Annotated in this window: 15 protein-coding genes; 13 read left to right on the top strand and 2 right to left on the bottom strand. The window is 37.4% G+C overall.

The genetic code is table 11. The annotated features are described in order from the left end of the window. Nucleotides 1-257 precede the first annotated feature (257 nt). The 8 genes from ACQRDX_RS08045 to sufB all read left to right on the top strand — a co-directional run bounded on the left by ACQRDX_RS08045 (nt 258) and on the right by sufB (nt 8,516). Nucleotides 258-1,103: an undecaprenyl-diphosphate phosphatase gene (locus ACQRDX_RS08045; RefSeq protein ID WP_427895890.1), complete on the top strand. Its 846-nt coding sequence runs from the start codon at nt 258-260 to the stop codon at nt 1,101-1,103. Nucleotides 1,104-1,214: 111 nt separating this feature from the next. Continuing rightward, nucleotides 1,215-1,967, top strand: a complete 753-nt coding sequence (locus tag ACQRDX_RS08050) for an adaptor protein MecA (RefSeq protein ID WP_427895892.1) — start codon at nt 1,215-1,217, stop codon at nt 1,965-1,967. Nucleotides 1,968-1,970: 3 nt separating this feature from the next. Continuing rightward, on the top strand, nt 1,971-3,119 hold the full coding sequence (locus tag ACQRDX_RS08055; RefSeq protein ID WP_427895894.1) for a glycosyltransferase family 4 protein: 1,149 nt from the start codon (nt 1,971-1,973) through the stop codon (nt 3,117-3,119). Nucleotides 3,120-3,282: 163 nt separating this feature from the next. Then, nucleotides 3,283-4,053, top strand: coding sequence for a Fe-S cluster assembly ATPase SufC (sufC, locus tag ACQRDX_RS08060; protein ID WP_354368983.1), 771 nt, complete (start codon nt 3,283-3,285; stop codon nt 4,051-4,053). Nucleotides 4,054-4,084: 31 nt separating this feature from the next. Further along, nucleotides 4,085-5,347: a Fe-S cluster assembly protein SufD gene (gene sufD, locus ACQRDX_RS08065; protein ID WP_427895897.1), complete on the top strand. Its 1,263-nt coding sequence runs from the start codon at nt 4,085-4,087 to the stop codon at nt 5,345-5,347. A 3-nt stretch (nt 5,348-5,350) separates the two neighbouring features. Then, the gene (locus ACQRDX_RS08070; protein ID WP_427895899.1) at nt 5,351-6,583 is read left to right on the top strand and encodes a cysteine desulfurase; all 1,233 of its coding nucleotides are present in this window, start codon (nt 5,351-5,353) and stop codon (nt 6,581-6,583) included. Further along, nucleotides 6,570-6,998: a Fe-S cluster assembly sulfur transfer protein SufU gene (gene sufU / locus ACQRDX_RS08075; protein WP_354368977.1), complete on the top strand. Its 429-nt coding sequence runs from the start codon at nt 6,570-6,572 to the stop codon at nt 6,996-6,998. Before ACQRDX_RS08070 ends, sufU begins: the two co-directional genes overlap by 14 nt. 102 nt (nt 6,999-7,100) lie before the next feature. Next, nucleotides 7,101-8,516, top strand: a complete 1,416-nt coding sequence (gene sufB / locus ACQRDX_RS08080) for a Fe-S cluster assembly protein SufB (protein ID WP_427895901.1) — start codon at nt 7,101-7,103, stop codon at nt 8,514-8,516. A gap of 62 nt (nt 8,517-8,578) precedes the next feature. Here the strand turns inward: sufB and pbp3 (ACQRDX_RS08085) are convergent, their stop codons facing one another. Together pbp3 (ACQRDX_RS08085) and pbp3 (ACQRDX_RS08090) are read right to left on the bottom strand one after the other, a co-directional pair. Further along, on the bottom strand, nt 8,579-9,811 hold the full coding sequence (gene pbp3 / locus ACQRDX_RS08085) for a D-alanyl-D-alanine carboxypeptidase PBP3 (RefSeq protein WP_427895913.1): 1,233 nt from the start codon (nt 9,809-9,811) through the stop codon (nt 8,579-8,581). Further along, entirely contained in the window at nt 9,792-11,030 is a 1,239-nt protein-coding gene (gene pbp3, locus ACQRDX_RS08090; RefSeq protein WP_427895903.1) for a D-alanyl-D-alanine carboxypeptidase PBP3, read from the bottom strand. Before pbp3 (ACQRDX_RS08090) ends, pbp3 (ACQRDX_RS08085) begins: the two co-directional genes overlap by 20 nt. A gap of 187 nt (nt 11,031-11,217) precedes the next feature. Between pbp3 (ACQRDX_RS08090) and ACQRDX_RS08095 the strand changes: the two genes are divergently transcribed. The 5 genes from ACQRDX_RS08095 to ACQRDX_RS08115 all read left to right on the top strand — a co-directional run bounded on the left by ACQRDX_RS08095 (nt 11,218) and on the right by ACQRDX_RS08115 (nt 16,919). Further along, nucleotides 11,218-12,858, top strand: coding sequence for a peptide ABC transporter substrate-binding protein (locus tag ACQRDX_RS08095; protein ID WP_427895905.1), 1,641 nt, complete (start codon nt 11,218-11,220; stop codon nt 12,856-12,858). A 101-nt stretch (nt 12,859-12,959) separates the two neighbouring features. After that, the gene (locus ACQRDX_RS08100; protein WP_427895907.1) at nt 12,960-13,874 is read left to right on the top strand and encodes an ABC transporter permease; all 915 of its coding nucleotides are present in this window, start codon (nt 12,960-12,962) and stop codon (nt 13,872-13,874) included. Nucleotides 13,875-13,883: 9 nt separating this feature from the next. Then, nucleotides 13,884-14,915 (top strand): ABC transporter permease, encoded by a 1,032-nt coding sequence (locus ACQRDX_RS08105; RefSeq protein WP_427895909.1) that lies wholly within the window; start codon nt 13,884-13,886, stop codon nt 14,913-14,915. A gap of 11 nt (nt 14,916-14,926) precedes the next feature. Further along, complete coding sequence (locus tag ACQRDX_RS08110) at nt 14,927-15,970, top strand: ABC transporter ATP-binding protein (RefSeq protein WP_427895911.1); 1,044 nt, start codon at nt 14,927-14,929, stop codon at nt 15,968-15,970. Between the two features lies 1 nt (nt 15,971). Beyond that, nucleotides 15,972-16,919 carry an ABC transporter ATP-binding protein gene (locus ACQRDX_RS08115; RefSeq protein WP_354368963.1) on the top strand — a complete coding sequence of 316 codons (948 nt, stop codon included), beginning with the start codon at nt 15,972-15,974 and terminating at the stop codon, nt 16,917-16,919. Nucleotides 16,920-17,141: the final 222 nt, after the last annotated feature.

Genomic DNA, 17,141 nt, shown 5'->3' on the forward strand with positions numbered 1-17,141 from the left:
TCCTATGCAAACTTTAGGATGGAAATCTCCTATCGATATCAGAAAAGCTTTATTAGGAGCTAGCTCCTAGTAAAGCTTAACAAATGGATAGCTTCAAAATAACATTTTAGGTCTCACATCATTGACAAAGGTACAAGTGACTATAAAAAATAAGAGCGATTTTAGACAAGATAGGACATAATGATAAAAGGGTCCTCTCTCTTTTAAATGTTTTTGGAATTTGATATAATAAGGCGATGAAAAAATAAGGAGAAATCATGTTAATTATTGAATTGTTAAAAGCTCTTATTTTTGGAGTAGTGGAAGGGATCACTGAGTGGCTACCCGTTTCTAGTACGGGGCATTTGATTTTGGTTCAAGAGTTTATTAACTTCTCTGGACAAGACAAGGCTTTTTTAGATGTATTTAACGTTGTCATTCAGTTAGGTGCTATTATGGCGGTAGTAGTGGTTTATTTTAAGCGTCTTAATCCATTTCAACCAGGTAAGACGAAGCTTGAGATGACAGAAACATTTCAACTGTGGCTTAAAGTCGTGATTGCTATTATTCCTGTGATGATTGCTGGCTTGTTATGGGACGATTGGTTTGAGGCGCACTTTTATAATTTTGTTTCGGTAGCTTTAATGCTAATTTTATATGGCTTTATTTTTATTTGGATTGAAAATCGTCAAAAGGGTGTGAAACCAAAAATCACTAGCTTATCTGAATTATCTTACCAGACGGCTCTTTTTATTGGATTATTCCAATTGTTAAGTCTTATGCCAGGGACAAGTCGTTCGGGAGCAACGATTATCGGAGGGCTTTTGTTAGGGACTAGCCGTGCAGTTGTGACAGAATTTACCTTCTTTTTAGGGATTCCTGTCATGTTTGGAGCAAGTTTGTTAAAAATTGTAAAATTTATTAAAGATGGACACCATTTTGTAGTGGATCAATTGTTAATTTTGAGCTTTGCTATGATTGTTGCTTTTGTGGTGAGTCTATTTGCTATCCGTTTCTTAACTAACTTTGTTAAAAAACATGATTTCAAGATTTTTGGTTATTACCGCATTGTTTTGGGATTGCTTTTGTTGGTTTACTATGCTTTTAGTATTTTTCTTGCATAACCTAAATGTAGGGCTGGGATTGATATTCCTAGCCTTTTCTGCTTAAAATTGAAAAAAATGGGGCTTTCCTGTATAATAAAATGAATAAACAGTGCGAGGAATAGATAAGATATGGAAATGAAGATTATCAGTGACTCAACGGTTAAAATCACGATTACTCTAGAAGATTTGGAAGAACGTGATATGGAGTTGAGTGACTTTTTAGTACCACAAGAAAAAACAGAGGAATTTTTTTACTCTATCTTAGATGAAATTGAGCTCCCAGAGAGTTTTAAAAATAGTGGGATGTTAAGTTTTAGAGTAACACCAAAACCAAAACATATTGATGTTTTTGTGACTAAATCTGATTTTAATAAAGAAATGAAATTGGAGGATTTACCCGACTTGGCAGATCTGGATGACGTTTCAGATATGACACCTGAAGATCTTTTGAAAACATTGGAAAAAGCTATGAAAGATGTCAGTGATCCAGAAGCTCAAGCGCGTTTAGAGGAGGCTGAAAAACAAGAACGGTTGTCTTCTTCCGCGGATGAAGAGTCAGAGGAAGAAGAGGTTTTGGGTGTCCATGCTTATGTTTTACATTTTTCAGATATTAGAGATGCAATTCGATTTGCTCACTCAAATCAAGAAGAAATTACTTTATCAGAATTATACAAGGATAAGACAGGCTATTATTTAGCAATTTTAATGGATTTGTCAGGAAAACGTCCTTATTATGCAGAATGGGTTAAAGCAAGGTTTTTAGAATTTTCTAGTGATACTACAAAAACACGTCCTTATCTTGCAGAGCATGCTCAATTGATTTTAGCTAATGAAGCTGTTGAGCAACTAAGTGCTCTCAAGTATCAACTGGAGATTGACTAAGTTATGACGGCTTTTACACTTGATTATATTTTAGTATTAATCGCTGCATTTATGATGTCTCTTATTTTGACGCCTATAGTTCGATTTTTATCCTTTAGAGTGGGAGCAGTTGACAATCCCAATGCTAGACGTATCAATAAGGTTCCTATGCCTAGTGCAGGGGGATTGTCTATATTTTTCTCTTTTTTGGTTGCAACCCTTATTTTGATGCCACTTGTTTTAAAAAACTGGGAACAATCTTATTTTCATTATATTTTACCTGTGGTAGTAGGCGCGGCTATTATAGTCATCACAGGTTTTATAGATGATATTTATGAGTTGAAACCAAGAGTAAAGATGATAGGAATTGTATTAGCGGCTGTTTTAGTTTGGTACTTCACGGAGTTTCGATTCGATAGTTTTAAAATTCCGTTTGGTGGTCCATTAATTCAGTTTAGTCCCATACTCACTTTTATTGTGACGGTGATTTGGATTGTAGGTATTACAAATGCTGTTAATTTTTTAGATGGTTTAGATGGCTTGGTTTCAGGAGTAGCGATTATTTCTCTGACAACAATGGGATTAATTTCTAATTTCTTTCTTTTTAAGTCAGACATTTATTTGACGCTCACCATTTTTGTTTTGATTATGGCTATTGCAGGTTTTTTCCCGTATAATTACAATCCAGCTATCATTTATTTAGGGGATACAGGTGCTCTCTTTATTGGATTTATGATTGGTGTTTTATCTTTACAAGGGTTAAAAAATGCAACGGCTGTAGCCGTTCTATCACCAGTTTTAGTTTTGGGAGTTCCTATTGTTGACACAGCAGTAGCTATTTTAAGACGTAAGCTTTCTGGAAAGAAAATTTCAGAAGCCGACCGCATGCATCTCCATCATAGATTGCTTGCTATGGGCTTTACTCACCGAGGTGCCGTTTTGGTAGTCTATGGTATTTCCATGTTATTTTCTTTGACGTCTCTTTTGCTCAATGTTTCAAGTCGTATTGGAGGAATTTTACTTCTTCTTGGAATGGGCATTATTGTGGAACTTTTTGTAGAAAACCTAGAGATTTTAGGTGAAGGAAGAACACCTGTTTTGAATCTGTTGAAATTTATCGGTAATAGCTCTTATCGTCAAGAGGTACTTGAAAAACGTAAGCAAAGAAAATAAGGATGTTATTAAAAGCTCCAATTTGGAGCTTTTTTTGATGCTGAAAAATTAGAGGAGGTTTTGTGACGATATAAGGGAAATCAGATTTTCCATAAGCCTATTGATAGAGAAAGTAGTGATTTTTTGTTATAATGATTCTTGTTAAACAAGAAAGGAGCGTACAATGTCTGTACTTGAAATAAAAGATCTTCATGTTTCTATTGAAGATAAAGAAATCTTAAAAGGTGTGAATTTAACACTTAAAACTGGAGAAGTAGCAGCGATCATGGGGCCTAATGGAACAGGGAAATCCACGCTATCTGCAGCAATCATGGGAAATCCCAATTTTGAGGTCACTCAGGGTGAGATTCTTTTTGATGGTGAAAATATTCTAGAATTAGAAGTTGACGAACGTGCACGTCTAGGCTTGTTTCTTGCCATGCAATATCCTTCTGAGATTCCAGGTATTACTAATGCAGAGTTTATTCGTGCGGCCATGAATGCTGGTAAAGAAGATGACGAGAAGATCTCAGTCATGGATTTTATCACCAAGTTGGATGAAAAAATGGAATTGCTCGGTATGAAAGAAGAAATGGCAGAGCGCTATCTCAACGAAGGTTTCTCAGGTGGTGAGAAAAAACGAAATGAGATTTTGCAATTATTGATGCTTGAACCTAAGTTTGCCCTTCTTGATGAGATTGACTCTGGTTTAGATATTGATGCCCTTAAAGTCGTTTCAAAAGGTGTTAATGCGATGCGTGGTGAAGGTTTTGGTGCCATGATTATTACACACTACCAACGTTTGTTGAATTATATTACTCCAGATGTCGTTCACGTTATGATGGATGGACGTGTGGTTCTCTCAGGTGGTGCCGAATTGGCAGCGCGTCTTGAAAAAGAAGGTTATGCTAAAATTGCTGAAGAACTTGGTCTGGAATATACAGAGGAAGTTTAAGAATCCAGCCTTTATTCTATAAGGAGTAAACATGACAAGAGATAATATTTTAAACTTCTCACAAAGTAAAGCCGAACCTATTTGGCTTCAAGAGCGCCGTTTAGCAGCTTTTGATAAACTTGAGGAGTTGGCACTTCCAGTAATTGAACGTGTCAAGTTTCAACGCTGGAATTTAGGTGACGGGACATTAACAGAGACAGATGTAGTCGGTACAGTTCCAGATTTTACTGCTTTAGGAGAAAATCCTAAACTGGTTCAAGTGGGAACACAGACTGTTATGGAGCAATTATCACCAGACTTAATAGCAAAAGGGGTAGTCTTTACAGATTTTTATTCTGCACTAGATGAAATTCCAGAGATTATTGAAAAACACTTTGGATCTGCGGTTGCCTTTGATGAACATAAGCTTGCGGCTTATCATACGGCTTACTTTAATAGTGCAGCTGTGCTTTATGTGCCAGATAATGTTGAGATTGACCTTCCTATAGAGGGAATTTTTCTACAAGATAGCACATCTTCTGTTCCTTTTAATAAGCACATTTTACTGATTGCAGGAAAACACTCTAAAGTGAATTACTTAGAACGTTTTGAAACGATTGGTTTAGGTGATGTACCAGTTTCAGCAAATATTTCAGTAGAAGTTATTGCTGAGGCAGGTAGTCAAGTGAAGTTTTCTGCTATTGACCGCTTAGGTGAAAATGTTACAACTTTTATTAGTCGTAGAGGACGTCTAGGCAATGATGCTAGCATTGACTGGGCACTTGGTGTGATGAATGAAGGAAATGTCGTCGCAGATTTTGATAGTGATCTTATCGGAAACGGCAGTCACGCTAATCTTAAAGTGGTTGCTGCATCAAGCGGTCGTCAAGTTCAAGGGATTGATACCCGTGTGACCAACTATGGACACAATTCTGTAGGGCACATTTTGCAACATGGGGTTATCTTAGAACGTGGGACATTGACATTTAATGGAATTGGTCATATCATTAAAGGAGCAAAAGGAGCAGATGCACAACAAGAAAGCCGTGTCTTGATGTTATCAGATAAGGCACGAAGTGATGCCAATCCGATTCTTTTAATTGATGAAAATGAAGTGACAGCAGGCCATGCTGCTTCTATTGGTCAGGTTGATCCTGAAGATATGTATTACCTGATGAGTCGTGGTATTGATCAAGTTACTGCAGAACGCTTGGTTATCCGCGGTTTCCTAGGAGCAGTCATTACAGAGATTCCTGTCAAAGAAGTTCGTGATGAAATGATTGCTGTCTTGGATAAAAAATTAGATAAGAGATAAAAGATGAGCCAATTTGATAGTTACCATATCCGAGAGGATTTTCCAATTTTAGACCAATCAGTTCATGATGAGCCCTTAGTTTACCTTGATAATGCCGCCACAACACAAAAACCGAAACAAGTTTTGGAGACATTGACCCATTACTATGAAACTAATAATGCTAATGTCCACCGTGGAGTTCATACCTTGGCAGAGCGGGCGACTGCAGACTACGAGGCTGCGCGTGAAAAAATACGTGCTTTCATCAATGCCAAAACTTCAAAGGAAATCCTTTTTACCAGAGGGACGACAACTGGTCTAAACTGGGTTGCACAATTTGCAACAGAACAACTATCAAAAGGAGATGAGGTGATGATTTCTATTATGGAACATCATTCTAATATCATTCCTTGGCAAGAAGTCTGCCGCAAAACCGGTGCAAAGCTGACCTATGTCTATCTAAAAGATGGCCAATTAGATTTGGATGATTTACGATCAAAGTTAAGCTCTAAAACAAAATTTGTTAGCATTGCTCATGTTTCAAATGTTCTTGGTTGTACGAATCCTGTTAAAGAGATTGCTGAGTTAGCTCATCAAGTAGGAGCCTACATGATTGTGGATGGGGCTCAGTCTATTCCTCATATGAAGATTGATGTTCAGGATTTAGACTGTGATTTCTTTGCTTTTTCTGGCCATAAGATGATGGGTCCAACGGGAATTGGAGTTCTCTATGGTAAGCAAGAGCTATTGAATACCATGTCACCTGTTGAATTTGGTGGAGAGATGATTGACTTTGTTTATGAACAAGAAGCAACATGGAAAGAGTTGCCTTGGAAATTTGAAGCTGGAACTCCTAACATTGCTGGGGCAATTGCTTTAGGAGCTGCGGTGGATTATTTAACAGGCATCGGTATGGATGCTATTCATGCTTATGAACAAGAGTTAGTGGATTATGTCTTACCAAAACTTCAAGCGATTGAAGGGCTAACAGTTTATGGGCCACAAGAAACCAAAGAGCACAGTGGTGTGATAGCATTTAATCTAGATGGGCTACATCCTCATGATGTCGCAACAGCTCTTGATTACGAGGGTGTTGCAGTACGAGCAGGACACCATTGTGCCCAACCTTTGATTCATCATCTAGGAATTTCATCGGCTGCCAGAGCTAGTTTTTATATTTATAATACCAAAGAAGATTGTGACAAGTTGGTTGAAGCAATAGAAAAGACAAAGGAGTTTTTCCATGGCACTCTCTAAATTAGACTCTCTTTATATGGCAGTAGTAGCTGATCATTCCAAACACCCCCACCACCATGGTTTTTTAGAAGGAGTTGAGCAGATTAATCTGAACAACCCGACCTGTGGGGATGTGATTAGTTTATCTGTTAAACTAGAGGATGATCGTATTGCAGATATTGCTTTTGCAGGAGATGGGTGTACGATTTCAACAGCCTCTTCTAGTATGATGACGGATGCTGTTTTAGGAAAAAGCAGAGCTGAAGCTTTAGAGTTAGCGGATATTTTTTCTGAGATGGTTCAAGGAAAGGTGGACAGCAGACAAAAATCTTTGGGAGAAGCTTCCCTATTAGCAGGTGTTTCTAAGTTTCCTCAACGAATCAAATGCTCGACACTAGCTTGGAATGCCTTGCGAAAAGCACTTGAAGAAAATTAACCGATAAAAAATCTTATAGATTTTAATCATAAAAAACGCAACTGACAAAACTCTTTTGTTTTCTATTTGAAAGATTTTGTCGGATGATAAGAAAGGATTGTTATGTCTGAAAATGAAAAGGTAGAGCCAAAGCCGATTGATCTTGGTGAATATAAATTTGGCTTTCATGACGATGTCACTCCTCTTATCTCAACAGGTAAGGGATTGACAGAAGCAGTTGTCCGTGAGTTATCAGCTGCTAAAAATGAACCTGAGTGGATGTTAGATTTCCGTTTGAAATCTCTTGAAACCTTTAATAAAATGCCCATGCAAGAATGGGGACCAGATCTTTCTGATATTAATTTTGATGATATTATTTATTATCAAAAAGCATCTGACAGACCAGCGCGTTCATGGGAAGATGTTCCAGAAAAAATTAAAGAGACTTTTGAGCGTATTGGGATTCCAGAAGCAGAACGTGCTTATCTAGCAGGAGCTTCTGCTCAGTATGAATCTGAAGTGGTTTACCACAACATGAAAGAAGAGTTTGAAAAGTTAGGCATTATCTTTACAGATACAGACTCTGCTTTGAAAGAATATCCAGATTTGTTTAAGCAGTATTTTGCAAAATTGGTGCCGCCAACTGATAATAAGTTAGCTGCTCTAAACTCAGCTGTATGGTCTGGTGGGACGTTTATTTATGTTCCAAAAGGAGTTAAGGTGGACATTCCACTTCAAACGTATTTCCGTATTAACAATGAAAATACTGGACAATTTGAACGGACTTTGATTATTGTTGATGAAGGTGCAAGTGTTCATTATGTTGAAGGATGTACAGCTCCAACTTACTCTAGTAACAGTCTCCATGCTGCTATTGTAGAAATTTTTGCATTGGATGGTGCTTATATGCGCTATACGACTATTCAAAACTGGTCTGATAATGTTTACAACTTAGTAACCAAACGTGCACGTGCGACAAAAGATGCGACGGTTGAGTGGATCGATGGTAACCTTGGTGCTAAGACCACTATGAAATACCCATCTGTTTATTTGGATGGTGAGGGAGCTCGTGGAACCATGCTCTCGATTGCATTTGCTAATGCAGGGCAAAATCAAGATACAGGTGCTAAGATGATCCATAATGCGCCACGTACATCATCATCTATTGTGTCAAAATCGATTGCAAAAGGTGGAGGTGAAGTCAATTATCGTGGACAGGTCACTTTTGCTAAAAATTCAGCAAAATCGGTCAGTCATATTGAGTGTGATACGATTATTATGGATGACTTATCAAAATCTGATACTATCCCATTTAATGAAATCCATAACTCTCAAGTTGCCCTTGAGCACGAAGCGAAAGTTTCAAAAATTTCAGAGGAACAACTTTATTATCTCATGAGTCGAGGCTTGTCAGAGCAAGAAGCGACAGAGATGATTGTTATGGGATTTGTTGAACCATTTACCAAGGAACTTCCGATGGAATATGCTGTTGAGCTTAACCGTTTAATCAGCTATGAAATGGAAGGGTCTGTCGGATAAACAATAGAGCCTTTTAGGAAAAAACAAAAAGTCAAACAAATAAATGTTTGACTTTTTTTGATTTATAAAGAGGATTGGAGGTCTAATGGAAAAATCTTACCAAAATCAGATTCTTCGATGGCTATTGGGCTGTTCATATTAACGCTGACCAGTTCTTCTTCAAGATAATCTTTTTGATCATCTCCATAAGTCACTTTTCCTAAGGTTTGATTTTTTTCGATAGGTGCGGTAATGACTGATTTTAGGGGAGTAAAGGTCAGTTTTTCTAGCGTTTTATCTTTTTCTTTGACAATAGTAAGATTACTTTGTGCTACTAGGGTAACTTTATTAGTCTTGCCATCCAAAATAGTGACGGTACTTTGTTTTGCTTGGCCTTTTTTTAGGATAGTGCTGAGTTCAAAATGCTGTTTGATATAGTCTAAAAGATGAGCTGTTTCAGTGAAGCGATTGTAGTCATCGTCGTTATCTGTAGCATGTAAGATGATGGTAAAAACACGCATCTGATTGATGGTAGCGGTAGCTATAAAGGAAGGACCAGATTGTTCAGTTGTTCCCGTTTTTAAGCCATCAATGCCACTATAAGCTTTAGCCATGCTTGGTAGCATTTGATTAGAGGACGTTACGGTTTGTCCGTCAAAGGAAATCTTAGCTTGGCTTGTAATAGTGAGAATTTCAGGGAAGTCAGTTAAGAGATGCCTAGCTATAGTGGCTAAATCTTTGGCAGAAAGAAGATTTTCATCGGAAGTTTTGCTGCCAGGATAGATATTTTTACCAAGATATTTATTATTTAATCCAGAAGCATTCACAATCAGATGATTGGTAATCCCCCAACTATCCAATTGGTCTCGCATGCGATTAACAAATTGACTTTCAGAACCTGAAATATGCTCGGCCAAGGCAATGGCTGCGGTATTTGAACTAGAAACAAGAGCGGCTTCAACAAGTTCTTTAACTGTGTACTCACGTTTAGACATAGGAACATTGCTGAGTTCTTTATTGTCTAAAAGTTGATAAGCATAGTCTGAGATGCTTACCTTAGTAGACCAGCTCAGTTTGTGACGCTCAATATCTTGATAAACCAAATAGATGGTAAGGAGTTTTGTGATACTGGCTATAGGTACTTTTTTATCAGCATTTTTTTGATAAAGAATTTTTCCCGTTGACATCTCAACCGCTAATGCTTGTTCAGCTTTAATGGTTGGTAGCTCAGATGCTTTAGTGATGATAGGAAAACAGATGCTACAAAAGTATAGGATAAAAATGAGGCTATATTTTTTAAAGTTTTTCATTAACATATTTAACAAAATGATTCCACCAAACTTTGAAAAAGATACTACGTTTTAAATTTTCTTGAGCAACCATCTCAACACTAGGGGCCTCTCCGATATAGCCAGAGCCTACAATGTCATCATCTTTAAAAATTGCTTTTCCAACAACTTGTCCTTGTTGAATGGGAGCAAGGTATCCTTCGCTACTACTAGAAAAGTTGAGATTATTTTTAGACTCACTGTGTTTGAGTTGGACAGCTTTTAAGTCCTCTTTGGCAACGGCGGTAATGGTTTTTTGCTTACCATCAACAACAGTAGCTTGACTGGTTTTAAAGGACTTACCTTTTCCTAGGACGGTGGTCATTTCATAGTTTAAATTAACGTAGTTTAGTAATTCATTAGTCGCCACAAAACGCGCAAAATCGTTGCTATCAGAGTTATCGGCGTTGAGAACAACCGTGATGATAGACATATTGTTTTCTGTCGAACTGGCAACGAAAGATTGACCAGCAGCATCAGTTGTTCCAGTTTTTAGACCATCCACTCCTTCTCGGTAGTAAGGTTGATCTTTTAACATGTAGTTGGTTGATGTTAAGGTCATTCCAGCAAATTGAGCAGTAGGTTTTGATGTTATAGATAAGACATCAGGGTATTCTGTAATGAGATGTTGAGCAATAATAGCCAGACTTTTTGCTGACAAGCGATTTTCAGCATCCTTGGCTGTACCTGGGTAAATATTATCCCCTAAAACTTCGTTGTTCAGTCCAGAAGCGTTAACGATTTGATAATCTGTAATTCCCCATTCTTCTAGTTGGGCGCGCATTTTATCCACAAATTGTGGTTCGGACCCAGCGATTTGTTCAGCCAAAGCAATCGCAGCACTATTAGCGCTGGCAACTAAACTAGCAGTAACCAGTTGTTTAACAGTGTATTCTCTAGCTTCTAGGGGAACATTACTAGCTTCTGAATTAGTGGTGAGATTATAAGCATAGTCTGAGATGGGAACCTTGGTTTCCCAAGTTAGATTTCCTTGATCAATTTCTTGATAGACCAAATAGATGGTTAAGAGTTTTGTAATAGAAGCGATAGGAGCTGTTTGTTCAGCCTTTTTTTCATAGAGAATTTTTCCAGTTGTTGTCTCAATGGCGATAGCGTGTTTAGCAGAGACATCAAATGAGTCAGCAGATGCCGATACTGCTAAAAATGAAGACAACAAAACGGTTAAGAAGAGTACTATTTTTTTCATCATTTATTTCCTTTTTTTTCAATCTTCTCCATTATATCATAAAATAGATCATGTTCTCATTTCAGCTTTTTTGACCATTTCAAAGTTAAATCTTTAAAAATACTAAAAATTTTCAGAATAATACCGTTTACATTCTGAAAAATATGGTATAATTTTCTATAAGAAAAAGTTTATTGGGGGAAGTACAATGGTTTCAACAAAAACATGGAAGCGTCTAGCTTTCGGTGCTATCGCACTTGTTTCTACTACAGTCTTAGTGGCTTGCGGTGGAAAATCAACATCTGACGACAAAGCAATCAATGTCTCAATGCCGACAGAGATTACAACACTAGATACCTCAAAATACACTGACACTTATTCAGGTCTTATTTTGGGAAATACAGGTGGTAACCTTCTACGCGTTGACGAAAAAGGAGAATTAGTGCCTGATTTGGCAGAGAAGCTAGATATTTCAGAAGATGGTCTAACTTATACAGCTACTCTTCGTGATGGCCTTAAGTGGTCAGATGGTTCTGATTTGACAGCAGAAGACTTTGTTTATTCTTGGCAACGTATCTTAGATCCTAAGACAGCTTCAGAGTATGCCTATCTTGCAGTAGAGTCTAATGTCAAAAATGCTAAAGAAATTAATGAAGGAACTGTTAAGAATTTAGATGAGCTTGGTGTTAAGGCTGAGGGGAATAAAGTCATCTTTACCTTGTCTGCGCCATCACCTCAAATGAAGTATTTCCTTTCATTTACAAGTTTCCTTCCACAGAAAAAATCATTTGTGGAAAAAGCTGGCGATAAATATGGAACAACTTCTGAAAATCAAATTTATTCAGGTCCATATGTTTTTGAAGGTTGGAATGGAACAAACAACTCCTTCAAACTGGTTAAAAATAAAAACTATTGGAACGCAGATAAAGTTAAAACAGAGACGATTAACTACCAAGTCGTTAAAAAACCAGAAACAGCTGTTCAAATGTATAAACAAGGTCAACTGGATGCAGCTAATATTTCAAATACTCCAGCGACTTACAAGGCAAACCAAAAAGATAAAAACTTGGTACCAGTCCCAGAAGCAACGACAGCTTATATGCAATATAACCAAACTGGAACCAATAAAGCTTTAGCTAATAAGAAAATTCGTCAAGCCTTGAACTTAGCTACAAACCGTGAAGGTTTGGTCAATACAGTTGTACCAACTGGTTCTCGTCCTGCAACAGGTTTAGCACCTTATGCCTTGGCTACAGTAGATGGTAAGGACCTTTCAGAAATGGTTGCACCAGGTTATACTTATGATGAAGCAAAAGCTAAACAGTTGTTTGAAGAAGGCTTGAAAGAAATCGGCGAAAGTTCTGTTACCCTAACGATTACAGGTGATGCAGACTCCCCAGCAGCTAAATCAACTCTTGAATATCTTCAAGGAGCATGGCAAAAAGCCCTTCCTGGTTTAACCATTGAGACAAAATTTGTACCATTTAAGCAACGCATTCAAGATTCTCGTTCACAGAACTTTGATATTGTTGTCTCATTGTGGGGTGGAGATTATCCAGAAGGATCAACTTTCTATGGTTTGTTTACATCAGACTCAGCCAATAATGATGGTAAATTTAGCAATGCAGCCTACGATAAAGCTTATAAAGAAGCGATTACAACAAATGCTCTAGATACAGTGAAAGCAGCGGAAAACTATAAAGCGGCGGAAAAAGCGTTATTTGACGAAGCAAATATTAACCCACTTTATTTCCGTGGTGGTAAATCGCTCCAAAATCCAAAACTTAAAGGTGTTATTCGCAACACAACTGGTTTGAATGTTGATTACATTTATGCATACAAAGAATAAATCTAATCACATAAGTTAGATTTTCAATGGCAAGAATTGGCTTTCGCCAGTTCTTGTTTTTGCTTAAATAAGCCTAATAAAAATCAAGAAAAGGAATTGATATGATTAAATATATATTGAAACGTTTGGGGATATTATCCATAACGTTGTGGGTGATCATTACTGTTTCATTTTTTATGATGCAAGTGATGCCTGGAACACCCTTTAATAACCCAAAATTGACACCAGAAATGCTGGCACAATTAAGTGAACAATATGGCTTAGATAAGCCTGTTTGGCAACAATACCTAAAATATTTAACAGATATCTTGCAAGGTGATTTTGGAACAAGTTATCAATATGCCAACCAACCGGTTAGTATGTTAATCTCACAACGCTTAGGTGTTTCTGCTCAACTAGGCCTTCAAGCTCTGTTATTTGGTCTTGTAACAGGAATAGTCGTTGGTGCGATTTCAGCAAGACATAAAAATGATAAAATTGATGCTGTATTGAGTGTGATTTCAACTTTAGGATATTCTATTCCTTCTTTTGTAACAGCTGTTTTTTTATTAAATATCTTAGGTTATCGCCTGCAACTATTTCCGGTATCTGGATGGGGGACGTTTTCACAAACAGTTTTACCGAGTATCGCTTTAGGAATTCCAACCTTTGCTACAGTGACCCGATTTGTCCGTAGTGAAATGATTGAGACACTCAATTCAGATTATATCCAATTAGCGCGTGCAAAAGGTTTAACAGAAAGACAAGTTGTGAGACGACATGCTTATAGAAACTCAATGATTCCAGTTTTGACACTGGTGGGTCCTTTAGCAGCCAATCTTTTGACAGGATCTGTCTTGATTGAGACCATGTTTTCAATTCCAGGTATTGGACAACAGTTTGTGAGTTCTATCCCAACCAAAGATTATCCAGTTATTATGGGAACAACAATTGTTTATTCATTGATGTTAATGGTAATGATTCTTTTAACAGATATTGTGACTAGTATTGTTGATCCACGTGTTCGTCTGAAGTAGGAGGAAATGATGGCAGATAAAAAAGAAAAATTTGTACTTGTTGGAGTTGGCAATACAAGTACACAAGAAAAAATTGAAAAGCCGACGCTTTCTTTTCTACAAGATGCTTGGCGACGTTTGAAAAAAAATAAATTAGCAGTCATTTCAATGTGGTTTCTAGTGGGGCTTATCTTGTTTTCACTAGCTTCAACCATTTTTGTGCCACAAAAATCTGCTAATGCTTTTGATCCCGATAAGGTAGCAACCTATGGTAATTTACCACCTAAAAGCGCCTTCAATCTTCCAGGTTGGGATGGCAAATTACAAACACCTGGATCGGACTATGTGTCAGATGTTTATACAGATCAATCTGTACCAGATGGAGAACGTTTTTTATTCGGAACAGATAGTTTAGGACGTAGCTTAGGGAAACGTATTATCGTAGGGGTACGTATTTCGCTTTTAGTTGCGATTGCAGCAACTCTTATCGACTTGTCTATAGGTGTGATTTATGGCTTAATTTCTGGTTATATTGGTGGAAAAACCGACCTAGTAATGCAAAGGATTATCGAAATCATTTCGTCTGTTCCTAATTTGATTATTGTTACCATGCTAGGTCTATTACTCGGAAATGGAATTTTCTCTATCGTCTTGTCTATTGGACTGACAGGATGGACGTCTATGGCACGTCAAGTCCGCAATATGACCTTGTCTTATAGAGAGCGAGAGTTTGTATTAGCAGCCCGCTCACTAGGTGAGTCTGGTCCTGTGATTGCTTTTAAACATATCCTACCTAATATTTCAGGAATTATCATTGTACAAGTTATGATGACAGTGCCATCTGCAATCATGTACGAGGCAGTGCTGTCTGCTATTAACCTTGGTGTAAAACCACCTGTTGCCTCACTTGGAACCTTAATTTCTGATTCTATTGAAAATTTACAATATTATCCATATCAAATTATTTTACCATCAGTGGCATTGGTGTTGATTTCTTTAGCCTTCATTCTTTTAGGAGATGGTTTACGTGATGCCTTTGATCCTAAATCAAGTCAAGACTAAGGGGGAGTGGAATGAGTCAAGAAAAAATTTTAGAAGTCAATAATCTTCATGTTAGTTTTCATACCTATGCAGGTGAAGTTCGAGCTATTCGTGATGTTAATTTTCATCTTAATAAAGGAGAAACCCTTGCGATTGTGGGAGAGTCGGGTTCAGGGAAATCTGTGACAACTCGTACTTTAATGGGTCTCTCTGCTAAAAACGCTGAAATTACAGGAGATATACAGTTTAAAGGACGGAATCTTAATGCCCTAAAAGAAGAAGACTGGGTGGAGATTCGAGGAAATGAAATCGCAATGATTTTCCAAGATCCAATGACCAGTTTAGATCCTACAATGAAAATTGGGATGCAAATTGCAGAACCAATTATTAAGCATGAAAAAGTTGATAAGAAAGTTGCCTTAGAACGAGCATTACAGATTATGAAAAATGTGGGAATTCCAAATGCTGAAGAGCATATTGATGATTATCCACATCAATGGTCTGGCGGAATGCGCCAACGGGCAGTTATTGCAATTGCTCTAGCAACTAATCCAGAGATTTTGATTGCAGATGAACCAACAACCGCTTTAGATGTTACCATTCAAGCTCAAATCCTTAATTTGATGAAGCAGATCCAGAAAGAAACAGATTCCTCCATTATTTTTATCACTCATGATTTAGGAGTGGTGGCTGGAATGGCAGATCGTGTAGCCGTCATGTATGCGGGGAAAGTTATTGAGTATGGGACAGTTGATGAAGTTTTTTATAATCCTCAGCATCCATATACTTGGGGCTTGCTCAATTCAATGCCTACAACCGACACGGTATCAGGTAGCTTACAGTCTATTCCAGGAACGCCACCAGATTTATTAAATCCGCCAAAAGGTGATGCTTTTGCAGCTCGAAATGCCTTTGCCTTGGATATTGACCATAAGAAAGAACCACCTTTTTTTAAAGTATCAGAGACTCATTATGCCGCTACTTGGTTATTAGATGAGAGAGCGCCAAAAGTGACACCGCCTACTCCGATATTAAAACGTTGGGAAAAATGGAAAAAGATGAAGGGAGAAGCTTAAGATGACAGATAGTCGAAAAAAGTTAGTAGAACTTAAAAATGTATCCCTCACTTTCAATAAAGGAAAATCTAACGAAGTTAAAGCGATTAATAATGTTAGTTTTGATATTTATGAGGGAGAAGTTTTTGGACTGGTGGGGGAATCAGGTTCAGGGAAAACGACTGTTGGGCGTGCTATTTTAAAATTATACGATATCGATGGTGGTGAAATCGATTTTTCAGGAAAAACAATCTCTAATTTAAAAGGGAAAGAACTTAAAGAATTTCGAAAAGATGCCCAGATGATTTTTCAAGACCCTCAAGCTAGTTTAAATGGTCGAATGAAAATACGAGATATTGTGGCAGAAGGGCTAGATATTCACAAACTCGCAGCTTCTAAAGCAGAGCGTGAAAAGCGAGTAGAGGAGTTGCTAGATTTAGTTGGTCTTAACAAAGATCATCTCACTCGCTACCCACATGAATTTTCTGGAGGACAAAGGCAAAGGATAGGAATTGCACGTGCGCTAGCAGTGGAACCTAAATTTATTATTGCAGATGAACCAATTTCAGCTTTGGACGTCTCTATTCAAGCTCAAGTTGTCAATTTGATGCAGGAATTACAAAGAGAACAAGGATTAACCTATTTGTTTATTGCCCATGATTTATCAATGGTCAAATATATTTCGGATCGTATAGGGGTTATGCACTGGGGGAAACTTCTTGAAGTAGGGACATCAGATGACGTTTATAACCATCCGATTCATCCTTATACTAAGAGTCTTTTATCTGCGATTCCTGAACCAGACCCAGAAATTGAGCGTACAAGAGTTCATCAGATTTATGACCCTACCGCAGAATTGGATGGTCAAGAAAGAGAAATGCATGAAATTCAACCAGGTCATTTTGTACTTTCAACAGTTGCAGAAGCAGAACAATATAAAAAAGAGTTAGCAAGCCAAGGTATTTCTTAAAAGGAATATCGGAATGCTATGATAGTCAAAAACAGTAAAATCACCATTCAAAAATAGAGGACAGACTTTGTCCTCTATTTTTTTTAAAAAACATTAATGACTGGAAAATCCCTTTTCTTTTGGTAGTAAGTGTAATAAGGGTCAGATTTTATATAAATTGATGCGATGAGGTATTTCGCTTGTAGAGAAATTAGATAGTATTTTCAAGAAATTTTATTTTTT

Source organism: Streptococcus sp. SGI.013 (genome assembly GCF_050315295.1).
In the GTDB taxonomy this organism is placed as follows: Bacteria; Bacillota; Bacilli; order Lactobacillales; family Streptococcaceae; genus Streptococcus; species Streptococcus porcorum.